The sequence below is a fragment of the Clostridium sp. C2-6-12 genome (assembly GCF_009928485.1).
GTDB lineage: Bacteria > Bacillota > Clostridia > Clostridiales > Clostridiaceae > Clostridium.
In genome coordinates this window covers 1-16567 of record NZ_JAABNP010000064.1, presented here as the reverse complement: position 1 = coordinate 16567, position 16567 = coordinate 1, and the positions used below count along the sequence as shown (strand labels likewise).

Genomic DNA, 16567 nt, shown 5'->3' with positions numbered 1-16567 from the left:
TATTGTATTTCCTAAGGTTGAGAAGCGCAATGTTCATATAACTTAACAGATCGATTTAATATACAGGGAGGCTAATATGAAATCTATCGATAGAAGAGATAATATACTTAAATTATTATTAGAAAGTAGTGAACCAATAAAAGGAAGTCACATAGCAAAAGAATACTCTGTAACCAGACAAATAATAGTAAAGGATATAGCGATTCTTAGAGCAGAAGGAAAAAATATAATAGCAACTCCAGACGGGTATATAATAAATAATAATGAAAATAGAGTTAAGGCAATTATTGCGGTGACACATTCAGAAGAAGAAATGTTTGATGAAATGAACATAGTAATAAAATATGGAGGAATAATTGAAGATGTAGTAGTAGAACATCCCTTATATGGTGAAATAAGAGGAATGCTCATGATCAAAAATTACAACGAATTAAATAAATTTATTCAAAAATATAAAGAGCAAAGAGCAAAGTTATTATCTGTATTAACTAATGGAGTTCATCTTCATACTATAGCTGCAGAAAATCAAGAAAATCTTGATTCAATTATATTAGAATTGAAAGAGTTGAACTTTATAGTTTCAGATTTGGAGGATTAATAATGGATTATGATGTATTAATTTTAGGTGGCGGCATTATAGGATGCGCAGTTGCATATGAACTTTCAAAATATAATTTAAATATAGCTTTAATAGAGAAAAATTATGATATAGTCAACGAACTTTCACTTAATAATATTGCAGTTATTTATGATGGATCAGAAAGTAATGATGATGTTATGGCTAAATTAGAAAATAGAGGAATGAACTTAATAAAGGAGCATTGTAAGAAATTTAATATAATATATAACAAAATAGGAGCATTAAGAATTTCTTCTAATGAGAGCAGAAATAAATTAATTGATAATATGTATAAAAAAGCTAAGGATAGAAATATTGAAGGGGTACATATAATAGAAGATACAGCAATTTATGATATAGAACCCAATTTAAAAATAAAAGCTAATAAAGCTTTATATTCAGAGAATATTGCTATAATTCCACCTTATAACTTAGCTACATCTTATGCGGAAGTAGCAGCTGATAATGGTGTTAATTTTAGATTAGAAGAAGAGGTTATAGATATTAAAGGAATTTCTAAGGGATTTAAGATAACTACAAATAGAAATAAATTTACATGTAAATTTGTAATTAACACAATTCCAAATGAAAGTTTTAATGAAGGGTATGAAGAAAATCCTCATGAATTAAAAAATCAAAAGGTCAAATATATATCATTAAATGAAAAATTAGACATAACGATGAATGGAGTGGTTATTGACCATATATCTGAAGATGAATTTGTAATGAGTATTCCAACTTTATCAAATGGAAACTTAATTGGAATTAGTAGCAATAAACCACTAAGTTTTGAAGAAGAACTTGGATTAGCAAGAGGTATTTCAGATGATATAAAGAAGGAATTAGTAAATAATATATTTTCAGAAACATATTATAATAATAGTATGTTTATAGATGATGCAAATATTCAAGAGGGTTATATAAGCGTAGTTGGAAGTAATTATGCAAAGATAACAATTGCCCCAATAATTGCACTAGAAATAGAAGAAAAATTAAAAGAGAATATGAATGTAACTAAGAAAAGAGATTATATAGATAAAAAGAGAGAGGTATTTGTTTTTAAGAATATGTCTAAGGAACAAAGAAATAAGTTGATAGAATTAGATAAAAGATATGGAAACATTATTTGTGGTTGTAATAATATTTCAGAAGGAGAAATTGTTGACTCAATAAGAAGACCATTAGGAGCTAGAACATTGGAAGGTGTAAAAAGACGTACTGGAATTGGACGAGGAAGTTGCAATGGATCTAGCTGTAATATAAAAATTATGAAGATTTTAGCTAGAGAGATGAATAAAAGTCTCTTAGATATAGTGGATGATTCCATGGAATCTAAAATTTTGGTTGGAAGAATAAAAGAATTTAATGAAATTTAATACGGAGGTTCTGAAATGATCTATAAAGATGTTTTTACAAGTTTAGTTAGGATAAAAGGAAATGAAAATCATAAAGTTGTATCAGTAAAAAGCAATAGACCTGTAGAAAAATATTTATGGAGAGAATTCTCGAAGGTTCTTAGCAGAATCTACGTAAGTACCCCTATTAATATTGGAGATATTATTTGCAAAAATATAATGAATACAGGTGTTGATATAATTTGCACAAAGGAAATTCAATGATAATTAAACATTCTTGATTATATCAAATACCAAATAAAAGAAGTTATCTTTCCATTTTAGAAATTGTAACTTCTTTTTAATAAAAAAATAAAAAAATTATTGAAATATGTTGACATAAAGTTTAATCACTGATATAATCATATTTGTCGTAAGACGTGGAAAGATGGTCGAGTTGGTTTAAGGCACCGGTCTTGAAAACCGGCGTGCGTGTAAGCGTACCTAGGGTTCGAATCCCTATCTTTCCGCCATTTTTTTTATTTAAAAATATATTAGAGGGCGCATGGAGAATTACTCAAGTGGCTGAAGAGGCGCCCCTGCTAAGGGTGTAGGTCGGGCAACCGGCGCCCGGGTTCAAATCCCGGATTCTCCGCCAAAACTATCTAATAATGTATTAGGTGGTTTTTTTATTTGCATTTTATGAGTTGGATCAATAAATAGAAATTTTAGAGATTTCTTTTTATGTTTTATTGATTGATTCACTATAATTAATTGATTAAAGATTTAAACATAGGCTTTAGCAAATACAGATAACAAATATTTTTATACATATTTTCTATGCAGAAAAAGAATTAGAATATATAAAATAAGTAGTTAAAATTTATTATATAAAAATGTTGACATAAATGATTGTGGCTGATATAATGATACTTGTCGTGAGACGTGGAAAGATGGTCGAGTTGGTTTAAGGCACCGGTCTTGAAAACCGGCGTGCGTGTAAGCGTACCTAGGGTTCGAATCCCTATCTTTCCGCCATTTAAATAAATTTATTATATAGAAGGCACATGGAGAATTACTCAAGTGGCTGAAGAGGCGCCCCTGCTAAGGGTGTAGGTCGGGCAACCGGCGCCCGGGTTCAAATCCCGGATTCTCCGCCAAAACATCTAACAATTTTGTTAGATGTTTTTTTTTGATGTATATTAATTTTTATTAGCATATGAGGACTCAAATTCAATTAAATGGTTACCATTTTTAAATTGAATCGATATGAAATATTGAATGGGATTATTGTTTTAGTATGACGTATTATAAAAATATATAAAGTCAAAATAAATATTCTTTTTAAGTTAATATAAATTCTAAGTTAAAAATATTATAATTATGATTAGATGTATAGAGCATTTTTAGTAATGAGCAAAAGAAGGTGGATTATGCTTAAAGGAAATAATATATATCTAAGAACATTAGAAAAAAGAGATATATGCATATTATTTAGACTGTGTAATGAGGAAGAAGTCAAAACCTATAATACAATACCTAATGATATACAAAATAATAATAAAGATAAAGGTTTACGAAAAGCATTAAGTATAATTAATGAAAAAAATGTTTTAATTGGTTTTGTAACTTATAAAGAAAGTAGTTATTTTAAGAAAGTGTATTCTATTGGAATAACTATTGGAAGTAGATATTGGGGAAGAAGATATGGTCAAGATTCAATAAAGACTCTTCTGAAATATTTGTTTAATGAGCAAAATGCTGTAAGAGTTGAATTAGAAGTTATAGAATCTAATTTTAGGGCTATAAATTGCTATAAAAAGTGTGGATTTGTTATAGAAAACATAAGAAAAAATAAAGTTTATATAGATGGAAAATATGAGGATACTATAATTATGGGAATAATGAAAGATGAAGTGATTTACATTTAAGAAGTGAGGTGGGAGAAATATGAGTATACGATTTATTTATGGAAGAGCAGGCACAGGTAAAAGTAGATTTTGCATAGATGAAATAAAGAATAGAATAGATGCAAAAAGTGAAAAAGAATTGATTTTATTAGTTCCAGAACAGCATACATTTAATACTGAAAATAAGATATTAAAGTTAATTGGGGAACGTGCACTTTTAACTACAAAAGTATTGAGTTTTAAAACCATGGCGAATGAGGTTTTTGAAGAATGTGGAGGTCGTGTCAAAGAAATAATAAAAGAATCTGGTAGGAATATGTTAATCCATAGAGTCCTTAATGAAAATATTGAGGAGTTACATTATTTTAAGAAAATATCTAAGGAACAAGGATTTAATCAGATTATATCAGAGGTCATAAGTGAATTTAAGAAATATAATATTGATATAGATAAATTAAACAAAATAGATGAACAAATTCAAGAAGAGGAATTAGTACAAAAGATTAAGGAATTAGGAATAGTTTATGAAGCTTTTAATTTAAAAATGCATGAGAATTATATTGATGGTGACGATCAATTAACTTTACTAATTAAAAAATTATTAGAAAATGATGTTTATAAGAATACTGAAGTCTGGATAGACGAATTTACAAGCTTTACACCACAGCAATTAGAAATTATAAGGCTATTAGCTAAACGATGTGAAAGAATAAATATAACCTTTTGTATGGAAGGAAAATCGTCTAGTGATAAGGAACAAGACATCACAGATGTATTTAATACAATAAAGAATACTGAGAATAAGATATTAAAGTTAATGAAAGAAAATAATATAGCATATGATAAACCTGTATATTTAAATAATGATAAGTCATATCGATTTAAGGATAATTCAGAACTTAAGCATATAGAAAAACATTTTTTCACATATCCATTCAATATATATGATGGAAAGTGCCAAAATGTAGATCTTTACAAGGCTAACAATATTTATGATGAAGTAGAGCGAGTTGCAAAGAGTATTACAGATCTTGTCAGAAATAAAGGATACAGATATAAAGATATCGCTGTAGTGTGTAGAAACATTGATGATTATGAAAAAATAACTTCCGTATTATTTAAGGAATACGATATTCCATATTTCTTAGATAAAAAGCTTCAATTGTTGAGTAATCCATTGATTATACTCATTAGCTCTGCTTTTGAAATTTTATTAAAAAATTGGTCTTATGAGAGCGTATTTAAATATTTAAAAAGTGGATTAACAGGTATAGATAATTCTTATATAGATGTTTTGGAAAACTTTATATTGGAGTATGGAATAAAGGGATATAAGTGGAGTGTAGAAGAAATAATAGATGAAAAATGGTTTAATAATAATGAAGAATTAACCAAGGAAAAGATATTAATTGCTGAAGTTATGAATGAAGTGAGAGCTCCTCTTATGAATTTCCATAACAAAATAGATGGTAAGTATAAAGTTAGAGATATATGTACAGCTGTATATGATTTTTTAATTGAAGTTAAGGCTTTCGAAAGAATAAATACATGGATTGAAGAATTTGAACATATTGGATTGGAGGATAAGGTTAAGGAATACAGTCAGGTTCAAAGAATTGTTATAGATATTTTAGATCAGGCAGTAGATGTTATTGGGGAAGAGATAATTGATTCGTATGAATTTTTCAAGATATTAAATTCTGGATTCACTAATGAAGAAATAGGAGTTATACCTGTGGCTTTAGATCAAGTTAATATTGGAGATATCGCAAGAATTAAGGGGAGAGATGTGAAGGCTCTTTATATAGTAGGAATTAATGATGGAATTTTGCCAGCATCTAAAAAGGATGAAGGAATATTATCTGATAGAGATAGAGATACATTAAATAATATTGGTATAAGTTTAGCTGTTACTACTAGAAACAAAGTATTTGAAGAACAATTTTTACTGTATACAGCGTTAACAATAAGTAGTGAATATTTGATGTTATCATATCCAATGGCAGATTTTGAAGGAAAAGCATTGAGACCATCCATAGTAATACATAGGGTTAAAAAGATTTTTCCAATGCTAGTTGAAGAAAGTGCAATTTATGATTTAAAAAATAAGATGAATAAATTTGATAAGGTTGTTGCACCAATTCCGACTTTTAATGAGCTTATATTAGCTGTAAGAAGAGATTTTGATAAAGAAGATATTGAAGAATATTGGACAGAAGTATATAGCTGGTTTAAAGAAAATGAAGAATTTAGAGATAAGGTTAGGAATATATTTAAAGGTCTCAATTATTCTAATATTGGTGACAAGGTGGCTAAGCAAAAGTTGAGGAGACTGTATGAAAATGAAATGGGAAAATTAGTTTTTAGTGTTTCAAGATTAGAGAAATATGCTGAATGCCCTTTTTCCTATTTTGTTCAATATGGACTTAAGGCCAAAAATAGAAAGGTATACGAATTTGCACCACCAGATTTAGGGTCATTTGTACATGAAATGCTTGATTCATTTACAAATAGGGTTAAAGATGAAGGAATATTATGGTCTGATTTAGATAATGAAAAGTGCAGAGATATTATATCTAATATAATTGATAAAAAGTTAGATGGGGAAGTTAATTCTATATTAAATAGTACTAAGAAGTTTAAGTACTTAGCACAAAGATTTAAAAGAGTAATTTCTAAATCAGTTTCAGTTATTGCTAATCAAATAGGAAAAGGTGAGTTTGAAGTATTTAAAACTGAATTTAATTTTGGAAATTATAATTCAGGGGAAGCGATAACCTTGGATTTAGATTCTAACGAGAAGATATATCTTCAAGGCAGGATTGATAGAATAGATACATTAGATTTAGATGGGGAGACATATATTAGAATAATAGATTACAAAACAGGGGCTAAGAAGTTTGATTTAAATGAACTCTATTATGGATTACAGATACAATTATTAGTTTATTTAGATGCTCTTATTAGAAATTCTAAATATATATTAGAGAAGCAGGTAAGACCTGGAGCTATATTATATTTTAAAATAGACGATCCAATTATAAAAGGCAAAAAGGAAATGACTACTCAAGAAGTAGAAAAAGAAGTTTTGGATGCTTTAAAAATGAAAGGACTAGTATTGAAGGATGCAAGGGTGGTTAAGGCTATGGATAGAGATATTGAAGGATATTCATTAGTTATACCTGCTGCATTTAAGAATGATGGTGATTTTAAAGCAAATAGTGATGTAGTTACTGAAGAAGAATTCACTTTACTTAGAGAATATGTCAATAAAAAAATGGTGGAACTGTGTGAAGAAATGTTAAGTGGAGATATTAAGATACAGCCTGTTAAATATTCCAATAGAACTCAATGTGAGTATTGTGATTTTTCATCAATATGTCAATTCGATACAAGTATAAAAGATAACAAATATAAAGTTATAATCAAAAAATCCCAAGATGATATTTGGAGTGGTATTAAAAAGGAAATGAGTAATTTAAATGAAGTAAGTAATTCCCAGGAATCAATTAATGCTATCCAAAATGAAAATATAGAGCATTATGGAGAGGAGGAATAATTGTGGGGCAAACTAGATGGACGGAAGAACAGTTAAGTGCAATTGAAACTAGGAATTGTAATTTGTTAGTTGCAGCAGCAGCAGGTTCTGGAAAGACAGCTGTTTTAGTTGAAAGGATTATTAGAATAATAACAAATGAAGAAAATCCAGTTGATATAGATAAACTATTAGTTGTCACATTTACTAATGCAGCAGCTGCGGAAATGAGAGAGAGAATAGCAGCTGCAATATCAAAACAGTTGGAGATAAATCCAAATTCAAGGAACCTCCAAAAACAACTGACACTTTTAAATAGAGCAAATATTACTACAATGCATTCATTTTGCTTGGATGTGATAAAAAATAATTTTCATAAGATAGATTTAGATCCATCCTTTAGAATTGGAGATGAAACAGAAAGCATATTAATTAAAAATGAGGTTATTGAAGAGCTTTTTGAAGATAAATACGAGGAAGAAGACAATGAATTTACAGATTTAGTTGAAGCCTTTAGTAGTTATAAGAATGATGATAATTTAAAAAATTTAGTATTAGATATTTATAAGTTTACTATGTCTGGTCCATGGCCAGAAAAATGGCTTAAGGATAGTGCTGAAGCTTTTAACATAAAAACATTAGAAGAATTAAATAAAACTAAGTGGGTAAAGGTTCTATCTCAAAATATCAAAATTGAAATAGATGGTTATATTAAGATGATGGAAAAGGCTATTGAAATTATTAATACCACTGATGGTCTAGAACCTTATTTAGATAACTTTAATTCAGAAGCCTTAGATATAAAAAATGTTTATGTAGCTGCGGATAAAGGACTTCAGGAAATATATAAGTCATTATCATCTGTGTCCTTTGGAAGGTTGAAATCAATAAAGAAAGATATGGTTTCAGATGAAGAGGCTCAAAATACTGTAAAGAGAATAAGAGATGATATTAAAAAGAAAATATCGGAATTAACTAATTCTACCTTCTCTTTAGCACCAGATCAAATGTTAAATAATATTCAACGTACTTATCCTTATATGAAAAAATTGACCCAAATGGTTTTAGAATTTAGAGATAGATTTAGTAAGAAGAAAAGAGAAAAGAATATATTAGATTTTAATGATTTAGAACATTTTTGCTTAAGAATATTAATTGATTATGATGAGGAAAACAACATAATTCCATCAAAGGTTGCAGAAAATTTTAAAGAATATTTTGATGAAGTTCTTGTGGATGAATATCAGGATTCAAATAATGTACAGGAAACAATAATAAATCTAGTATCTAGAAAAGAAAGTGATACTCCTAATGTATTTATGGTTGGAGATGTTAAGCAAAGTATATATAGGTTTAGACAGGCAAAACCAGAGTTGTTTATTGAAAAATATAATACTTACAAATTAAATGAAGGTACAAACAGAAAGATTCAGTTATATAAAAATTTTAGAAGTAGAGAAGAAGTTTTAAATGGAGTAAATTATATATTTAAAGAAATAATGTCAGAGAATGCAGGAGAATTAGAGTATACAGATGAAGAAGCCTTAAATTTAGGAGCGAATTATCAGGAGTCAAGTGATCAAAATACTATTACAGGTGGACCTATAGAACTTAATATAGTAGATAAAAATAGTGACGATAAAGAAGAAGATATTGGGGAAGTTGAAGAACAAGAGGATATTGATAGTGTTAATTTAGAAGGCAGAATTGTAGCAAAAAGAATTAAAGAGCTTATGTCAGCGAATACTGATAATATATTTAAGGTTTTAGATAAGGAAACTGGTAAATATAGGCCTTTGAAGTACAAGGACATAGTAATTCTCCTTAGAGCTACAAAAAGTTGGTCTGAGAGCTTACTAAATGAATTAGGCGCAGAAGGAATACCAGCATATGCTGATACGGGATCAGGATATTTTGAATCGATTGAGATTAGAACTATAGTAGCTCTTTTAAAAGTTATTGATAATCCAATGCAGGATGTAGCGATAATATCTCTATTAAGATCACCTATTATGGGATTTTCGGCAGAAGAATTAAGTGATTTAAGACTTGTAAATAAAGAAAATTATTTTTATGAAAATGTAAAATATATTAGTGAAGAAAATTATGAAAGTAAATCAATAAATCATTCAAAAGAACTTATAGAGAAATGCAAATATGTTATGGAATGCATAAATAGATGGAGAAAAAAATCAATTTATATGGCAATTGATGAATTCATATGGTATTTATATATGGATACAGCTTACTATGGGTATGTTGGTGCTATGCCTAATGGAGTATTGAGGCAGGCAAATTTAAAGATATTATTCCAAAGAGCAAAGCAATTTGAAAAAACTAGTTTTAAGGGATTGTTTAATTTTATCAATTTTATAAATAAACTTACAAAATCTTCAGGAGATATGGGAAGTGCTAAAATATTAGGTGAAAATGAAGATGTAGTAAGGATTATGAGTATACATAAGAGTAAGGGATTGGAATTTCCAGTGGTATTTTTATGTGGAACAGGAAAGAACTTTAATTTGATGGATTTAAATAAAAATATGCTGTATCATGATGAATTAGGTTTTGGTCCAGATTTTGTAGATTTAGAAAAAAGATTTAGTATAGGAACCTTAGCAAAAGATGCAATAAGAAAAAAAATGAAGATTGAAACATTATCAGAGGAGATGAGAATCCTATACGTTGCATGTACAAGAGCAAAAGAAAAGCTAATTATAACAGGTTCAGTTAAAAATACTCAAAGAGCAATAGAAAGATGGAGTAGTTCAGCAGCTTTAGATAGTACTCACATTTTATCTTCAGAGGTACTAAGAGGAAAATCCTATTTGGATTGGATTGGAATGGCATTATGTCAGCATAAGGACGGCTTTAAACTTAGAGAAGTAATTGGTGTATCAGATGAGATATCAAAGTATGATTTATCTAAGTGGGAAATAAACTTATTAAATAAAAAGGATTTTATTAATAATGATGTTTTTGAAGAGATTACTGATGAGGAAAAAGATGAGGAATATATAACTAGTGTTGCTTCTTTGAATAAAGATAATTTAGAACAAATAAATAATATACTATCATATGAATATCCATTGAAAGCATCAACAATTCTAAAAAGTAATATTTCGGTATCAGATTTAAAGCGGAAAAATCAAGAGGAAAACTATGATACACAAGAAGTTTATAAAGAAAAAACTATAATTACTCCTAAGTTTATTAAGGAAAAACAAGGTTTAACAGGAGCAGAAAAAGGGACAGCAGTTCACTTTGTAATGAAAAAGATAGATTTTAGTCAAGTCTCATCTAAAGATGAAATTGAGAAACAATTAAAAGGCTTACTTGATAATGAATTCTTACTTAAAGAAGAATTAGAAGCTATTAATTCATATAAAATATTTAAATTTTTCAAATCTAATTTAGGAAGAAAACTTCTTGAAGTAAATCAAAAAGGCGAAAAAATTTATAGGGAAATACCATTTTACACTGAAATAAGCAGTTATGAAGTTGATAAAACTTTAGATGATAAATACAAAGATGAAAAGATAAGATTACAAGGTATTATTGATTGTTTCTTTGAGTATAATAATGATTTAATACTTTTAGATTATAAAACTGATTACGTTGGATCAGAACAGGAAGAAGAATTTAAAGAGAAATACCAAAAACAATTAGATTATTATAGTGATGCAATATTTAAAATGACTGGAAGAAAAGTTAAAGAAAAATACTTATATTCTTTTTATTTAGATAAGGAAATACAAGTATTTTAACAATTATAGTTTAAAGTTAATTAATGATTTTCTTATATAATATATAAAGGACTTACTTTATTCAAAAGTAAGTCCTTTAATTACTTAATAATAACCTTACTTCCCTTAGGAATATTATTATAAATCCATTGTGCATCCTCTATGGAAAGCCTTATACAGCCATGAGAAGAAGGTTTATTTAATGTATAATCTAAAACAGTGGTTTTATCTTTAGCAAATGGAATTGAATGAAATAAAATATCACCAGTAATTTGAGTCCAGTACTTACCTCCTTGCTCATATTTATCTGAAAAAAACCAATTACCTTTTTCCTTTGTTGAAAAGGAGCCAGCAGGTGTTTCTTCACCATTTATTCCAGTAGAACATGGACAAGTTCTTAGTAACTTCCAATTGTCAGGTTTTCCAAAATAAATGTATGTTTTTTGATTTTCTAAACTTACATTTATAAGATAAGAGGTAGCACTTTCTATATTCAAGGTATTAATATTATTTGGAGAAATATTTGTGGTTAAAGCATGAGAGGAAGCTTCGGCAATTGCAGAATTTGAATCTAAGTATTCCTTTTGCTTTGCTTTTATTTCTAATATTTTATCTTTTATATTAGCATCATCTCCTAGAATAGTGCTGGTATCTGAAATTTTAGCTAAAGCTTCAGTATAATAATTATTACTAACTAAATTATCACAATAGCTTAATAGTTCGTTCTTGATTTTATCTTTTGAATTGGTCAAATATATTAGTGACATTTGATAATCTAAATCTAATGGAGATACTTTTTGAAAATAAGATATTGCTTTTTCATAATTTCCATTATTAAAAGAATTTACACCATTATTATAATTTTGATTCGAATCTTTAATTAAATCTATTGAAGATGATATATTATGTAATTCATCATGAGCTACAATATTATATCTGCATATTTCATTTATTTTTATTAATGCATTTTCAGAGGAAATAGTTTTATTTTCTATTTCTTTTGATATATTAATGATCTCATTATTAAAATATAAGGAAATATCTTTATTTATAAAAAGTGATTTAAAGATATTAAAATTTTGTTCAGTAAGCAATATGTTATTTGCTTCTGAAAACTTATAATCATTAAAGTTATTTTTAAAAGAATTAATAAATTTATTATATTTATAATAGGAAAAAAATAAGCCTATACATATGAAAATTAATAGTATGGATAAAAATATAGCTTTTTTATGTGAATTTTTATTTTGTATTTTGTTATTAAAAATATTATACATATTTAAGAAAATACCTCCGTGTATGATTCATGTAAACATATATTCCTAATGGGCTAATATATTTAATTATATATATTTACTTTTGTATATAATATTGACAATAATATTAAATAATAAACCTTAAGGTTTTAACTAATTTTAATATATGTTAATATTAATTTATAGGATTAAGAGATCCATGAATTGAAATGGAGGTATTTATGAATTATAAAACAAATTTTTTTAAAAAAGTTATAACATCTATTTATGATATAAAGGTATTTACAGAATACGCCAAAGAGGGGATTTTTAGAGCAATTTCATATGCAATGCTGATTACATTAATTTTGGCTGGATTTAAAGGTGTATTTAAAGGATATAGAATTAATGGATTTGAGATAAGAGAATTTATGCAACAAATTATTGTTACTTTTGGAACAGATTTTTTTCATCTGTTATTTGATTGCTTAGTAGTAGTATCAGTTTCGTTACTATTTTCCATATTAATGAGACTCGTAGTTAAATACATAGCATTATATGCATTAACCATGTATGCAGCTACCTTGCCCCTAATAATAAAAACTATATTAGAAACAATAAATCCAAACATAAATTTTGATACTATGTTTATAATTGGAACCCTAACTTATGTTATACTAATATTAAAGCATATAAGAGATGAAATTATAAATAATTTTACCTAAAAATAAATTTAAGTTATCCATAGGAAGTGGAGCGTATCTTGCAAGGAAGCAATTAATTGTTAGTGGAAGATATGTTCTTTTTTATTTTGTAAAAAGGTATTTAAAGCTTTATTATAGTTTACAATAAACTTTAATAAATGTTTAGTTGTTAATTGAAAAAAAATATGATATTATATATTTGGGTATATGGTAAAAAAAGTAAAAATATTATAAAAAGGGGATTTAGGAATGGTTGATATCGACATTTTGAATGATGATGAAATGGAAAGTAGTCTGCGGACAAAGAGAAGTGAACTTATTAAATTATCAAAAGAAGAATTAATTAACAAGTTACTTAAGTTATCAGAAGAAAAAAAAGCTCAAGAAGATTTTATTCTAAATATTTCTCATGATTTAAGATCACCACTAAACATAATTTTAAGTATTTTACAATGTTATAAAGATGAATATAAGAACATAGACAATATGGAGCAATCACAAAAACATATGGAAAGCATAAAGAGAAATGGGTATAAAATACTAAAGCTTATAAATAATCTTATAGATACTACCAAACTAGAGAAGAAACATTATAATATTAAGAGAGAAAACTTAGATGTAATAAATTTAATAGAATGGAATATATCATCTATTGATAAATATGCGAAACGAAAAGATATATCATTAGTTTTTGATACTAATGTTGAAGAATGTGTTATGGCAATAGATCCAGAAGCAATAGATAGAATAATTATGAATTTAATTTCTAATGCAATAAAATTTTCACCTCAAGGAAGTAGTATATATATTAATACATGGAAAAGTATAAATCAATTAACTATTTCCGTAAGAGATGAAGGAATAGGTATACCTAAAGAGGAACAGGAAGCAATTTTTAATAGATTTATTCAATCATCAAAAAATAATAGAAATGAAAATTCAGGAAGTGGTATAGGGTTAGATTTGGTGAGATATTTAACTAAGGCACATAATGGAGAAATAGAACTTATAAGTGAAGAAAATAAAGGGTCTGAATTTATAGTAAAATTACCAATAGAAATATTGAAAAGTAACGAGAATAAAAAAGATAACTATTTAAATGCTAAAAGTAAAGTAGAAGTACTTGAATTAGAATTTTCTGATATATATTTATAATAAATAAGTCATCTAAAGAAAGTATTTATAACTATTTTTAGATGACTTATTTGTCTTAACTGTTTAAGTATCCTTAATATAAAATTTATTAAAAGTTATAAAATTAATAATATAATTAATTATAAACTTGATTATTGTGAAAGCTTGTGATAATATAAATTTGTTGCTTAAAAATATTTTGGAGCGTTAGTTAAACGGATATAACGTACCGCTACGGACGGTATATTGAGGGTTCGATTCCTTCACGCTCTGCCAGTTTAGTAAAAATAAAGGCTTAACCTTAGTGGTTAAGCCTTTATTTTTATATTATTTTACTATTTTAGTTGCAATATTTTCGCCAAGTTCAACTTTACATTCAAAGCCTAATTTAGATTGTTCTAAAATATCACTATCTATTTCTATAGAATCTTTTTCTAGGAATAGTATGGTAGTTGATCCTCCAAATTTAAAATAACCCTTTTCGTCGCCTTTATTTACTTTAGCATTAGGTTTATAGGTCTGAATTATTGAACCAACACAGGTAGCACCCACTTCTATATGCAATATGTCCTTAAAATTATCTGATTTAAATAAAGACCATTCTCTTTTATTTTGACAAAAGAGTTTCGAAACATTTTTAAGAGCTATTGGATTAACTGAATAGTAGTCACCTTTAATATAGTGATTTTCTAATGGAATACCTGAATCTACAAAATGAAATCTATGATAATCAGTAGGAGATAATCTTAAAATAATACAGATGCCATTTTTATATTTATTAGCAACAGTATCATCATTTATAAGTTCTTTTAAACTATAAGTAAATCCTTTGATTTGAACTAAATTATCTAAGTCAATATTTTCATATGCAGTAATTCTTCCATCTCCAGGAGAAATTAAGATATTTTTATCTTTATTTATAGGTCTAGCTTCAGGTGTTAATTCCCTTATAAAGAAATCATTAAATGAAGAAAAATCATTAACTTTCTTTTTTGCCGCAGTCATATCAATATTAAAGTTATCTACAAATGATGAAATTTTGTTTGTGCTAAGCTTTGTATCACAATACATTCCATACACCTTAGAGAATAATTTTTTTTTCGCAATAAGTTCTGTAATGTTCTTTCCTATTGGAGATTCATAAGTCCACTCAATATATCTTTTACCAGCAACCAGTTCTTCTTCATAAGATTTAGTTTTTCTATTATATACTTGAATCATAAATACAATTGTCAGAACCTTATAAAACAGTATTGATAAAATATCAACCATTAGCTTTATAATGTTACAGCTATGACAAGTATCCTCCATTTCTTATTCTTATTTATATGTTCTAATTTATTCATATTAAAATGGCATAACTTTATGTAAATATGAATTTTAGTTAGAAAATATATATTAACAAATTATGCGTAACATACATAATTTTATTCTTTTTATTTTATACTCTAATAATGATTTTATCACATATAATGAAAAATTCAAAAATAAGGCTGAAATTTGCAAATAATGTTTTTTATCAAAGATAGAATTATGGTTTATTTTTGAACTAGATGGTATAATATTTATAATATGTCATTGATAAAACCTAAAGGAAAATAAGGAGAATTAATATGAACAAAACAAAGAACTTGATATTTGAATCTGCAATAAAGATATTTTCTGAATCTGGATATAGAGGGGCTACTATGGATGATATAGCAGCTAATGCAGGTCTTGCGAAAGGAACACTATATTATCATTTTACAAGTAAAGAAGAGATATTTAACTTTATTGTTGAGGAAGGACTTAAAATATTACAAAATCAAGTTATTGAGGTTCAGGAAATGAATATAGGACCAATAGAAAAATTGATAAAGATATGCAAGATACAGCTAACTTTTCTTTATGGATATACAGATTTTTTTAAAGTAGTAATGAGTCAATTATGGGGAAATGAAAGCAGACAAGATGAGCTGCGCCAAAGAATAAGAGTATATATAAATGAAATTGAAATCAATATAAAGAATGCAATGAATAATGGAGAAATAGAAAAAGGTGATACTGAACTCATCGCATTTCAATTTTTTGGTTCACTATGTTCATCTGCAATATATGAGTCAATTCATATTGAAAAAATAAATTTAGATTATATTATAGACAGTACAATAAAATTCACCTTGAATGGAATAGGTATAGATATTGATAATATTTCGTATAACATATAATTAGGACAATAGTAATTTAAAGTGAATATTAAAACTAATAAAAGGTATGAAGGGAGTGTCGCAAAATGATTAAATTTTAATCAGAAGCGATACTCCTTTTCGGTTTAAATCGGTAAATTTCTAAATATTTAAAATTCCACATC

11 protein-coding genes and 5 tRNA genes are annotated in these 16567 nt (G+C 27.0%); 14 read left to right on the top strand and 2 right to left on the bottom strand.

The annotated features are described in order from the left end of the window. The first annotated feature begins 76 nt into the window (after positions 1–76). The 10 genes from GXK56_RS26630 (at position 77) to addA (ending at position 11165) form a co-directional block, all read left to right on the top strand. Entirely contained in the window at positions 77–598 is a 522-nt protein-coding gene (locus GXK56_RS26630) for a transcription repressor NadR (RefSeq protein ID WP_160693188.1), read from the top strand. Between the two features lie 2 nt (positions 599–600). Continuing rightward, positions 601–1995, top strand: coding sequence for an FAD-dependent oxidoreductase (locus tag GXK56_RS26625; RefSeq protein ID WP_160693186.1), 1395 nt, complete (start codon positions 601–603; stop codon positions 1993–1995). A 15-nt stretch (positions 1996–2010) separates the two neighbouring features. Next, positions 2011–2238 carry a DUF1667 domain-containing protein gene (locus tag GXK56_RS26620; protein ID WP_160693184.1) on the top strand — a complete coding sequence of 76 codons (228 nt, stop codon included), beginning with the start codon at positions 2011–2013 and terminating at the stop codon, positions 2236–2238. 157 nt (positions 2239–2395) lie between these two features. Continuing rightward, a tRNA-Ser gene (locus GXK56_RS26615) sits at positions 2396–2486 on the top strand. A 34-nt stretch (positions 2487–2520) separates the two neighbouring features. Then, a tRNA-Ser gene (locus GXK56_RS26610) sits at positions 2521–2611 on the top strand. 289 nt (positions 2612–2900) lie between these two features. Continuing rightward, a tRNA-Ser gene (locus tag GXK56_RS26605) sits at positions 2901–2991 on the top strand. Between the two features lie 31 nt (positions 2992–3022). Then, positions 3023–3113 (top strand) — tRNA-Ser (locus GXK56_RS26600). A gap of 273 nt (positions 3114–3386) precedes the next feature. Beyond that, the gene (locus GXK56_RS26595) at positions 3387–3884 is read left to right on the top strand and encodes a GNAT family protein (RefSeq protein WP_160693182.1); all 498 of its coding nucleotides are present in this window, start codon (positions 3387–3389) and stop codon (positions 3882–3884) included. Between the two features lie 19 nt (positions 3885–3903). Further along, positions 3904–7422, top strand: coding sequence for a helicase-exonuclease AddAB subunit AddB (gene addB / locus GXK56_RS26590; RefSeq protein ID WP_160693180.1), 3519 nt, complete (start codon positions 3904–3906; stop codon positions 7420–7422). A gap of 2 nt (positions 7423–7424) precedes the next feature. After that, positions 7425–11165: a helicase-exonuclease AddAB subunit AddA gene (addA, locus tag GXK56_RS26585; RefSeq protein ID WP_160693178.1), complete on the top strand. Its 3741-nt coding sequence runs from the start codon at positions 7425–7427 to the stop codon at positions 11163–11165. An 80-nt stretch (positions 11166–11245) separates the two neighbouring features. Here the strand turns inward: addA and GXK56_RS26580 are convergent, their stop codons facing one another. Continuing rightward, positions 11246–12421 carry a L,D-transpeptidase gene (locus GXK56_RS26580; protein WP_160693176.1) on the bottom strand — a complete coding sequence of 392 codons (1176 nt, stop codon included), beginning with the start codon at positions 12419–12421 and terminating at the stop codon, positions 11246–11248. 200 nt (positions 12422–12621) lie between these two features. Here GXK56_RS26580 and GXK56_RS26575 point away from each other — a divergent pair, with 200 nt between their 5' ends. The 3 genes from GXK56_RS26575 to GXK56_RS26565 all read left to right on the top strand — a co-directional run bounded on the left by GXK56_RS26575 (position 12622) and on the right by GXK56_RS26565 (position 14493). Beyond that, positions 12622–13104 carry a DUF1189 family protein gene (locus tag GXK56_RS26575; RefSeq protein ID WP_160693174.1) on the top strand — a complete coding sequence of 161 codons (483 nt, stop codon included), beginning with the start codon at positions 12622–12624 and terminating at the stop codon, positions 13102–13104. A gap of 228 nt (positions 13105–13332) precedes the next feature. After that, positions 13333–14238 (top strand): HAMP domain-containing sensor histidine kinase, encoded by a 906-nt coding sequence (locus GXK56_RS26570; RefSeq protein WP_160693172.1) that lies wholly within the window; start codon positions 13333–13335, stop codon positions 14236–14238. Positions 14239–14418: 180 nt separating this feature from the next. Continuing rightward, positions 14419–14493, top strand: a tRNA-Arg gene (locus tag GXK56_RS26565). A gap of 51 nt (positions 14494–14544) precedes the next feature. Here the strand turns inward: GXK56_RS26565 and GXK56_RS26560 are convergent. Continuing rightward, the gene (locus tag GXK56_RS26560; RefSeq protein WP_160693190.1) at positions 14545–15438 is read right to left on the bottom strand and encodes a phosphatidylserine decarboxylase; all 894 of its coding nucleotides are present in this window, start codon (positions 15436–15438) and stop codon (positions 14545–14547) included. 392 nt (positions 15439–15830) lie between these two features. On the opposite strand from GXK56_RS26560, the gene GXK56_RS26555 reads away from it, so the two are divergent. Continuing rightward, entirely contained in the window at positions 15831–16424 is a 594-nt protein-coding gene (locus tag GXK56_RS26555) for a TetR/AcrR family transcriptional regulator (RefSeq protein ID WP_160693170.1), read from the top strand. The last annotated feature ends 143 nt before the right edge of the window (positions 16425–16567 follow it).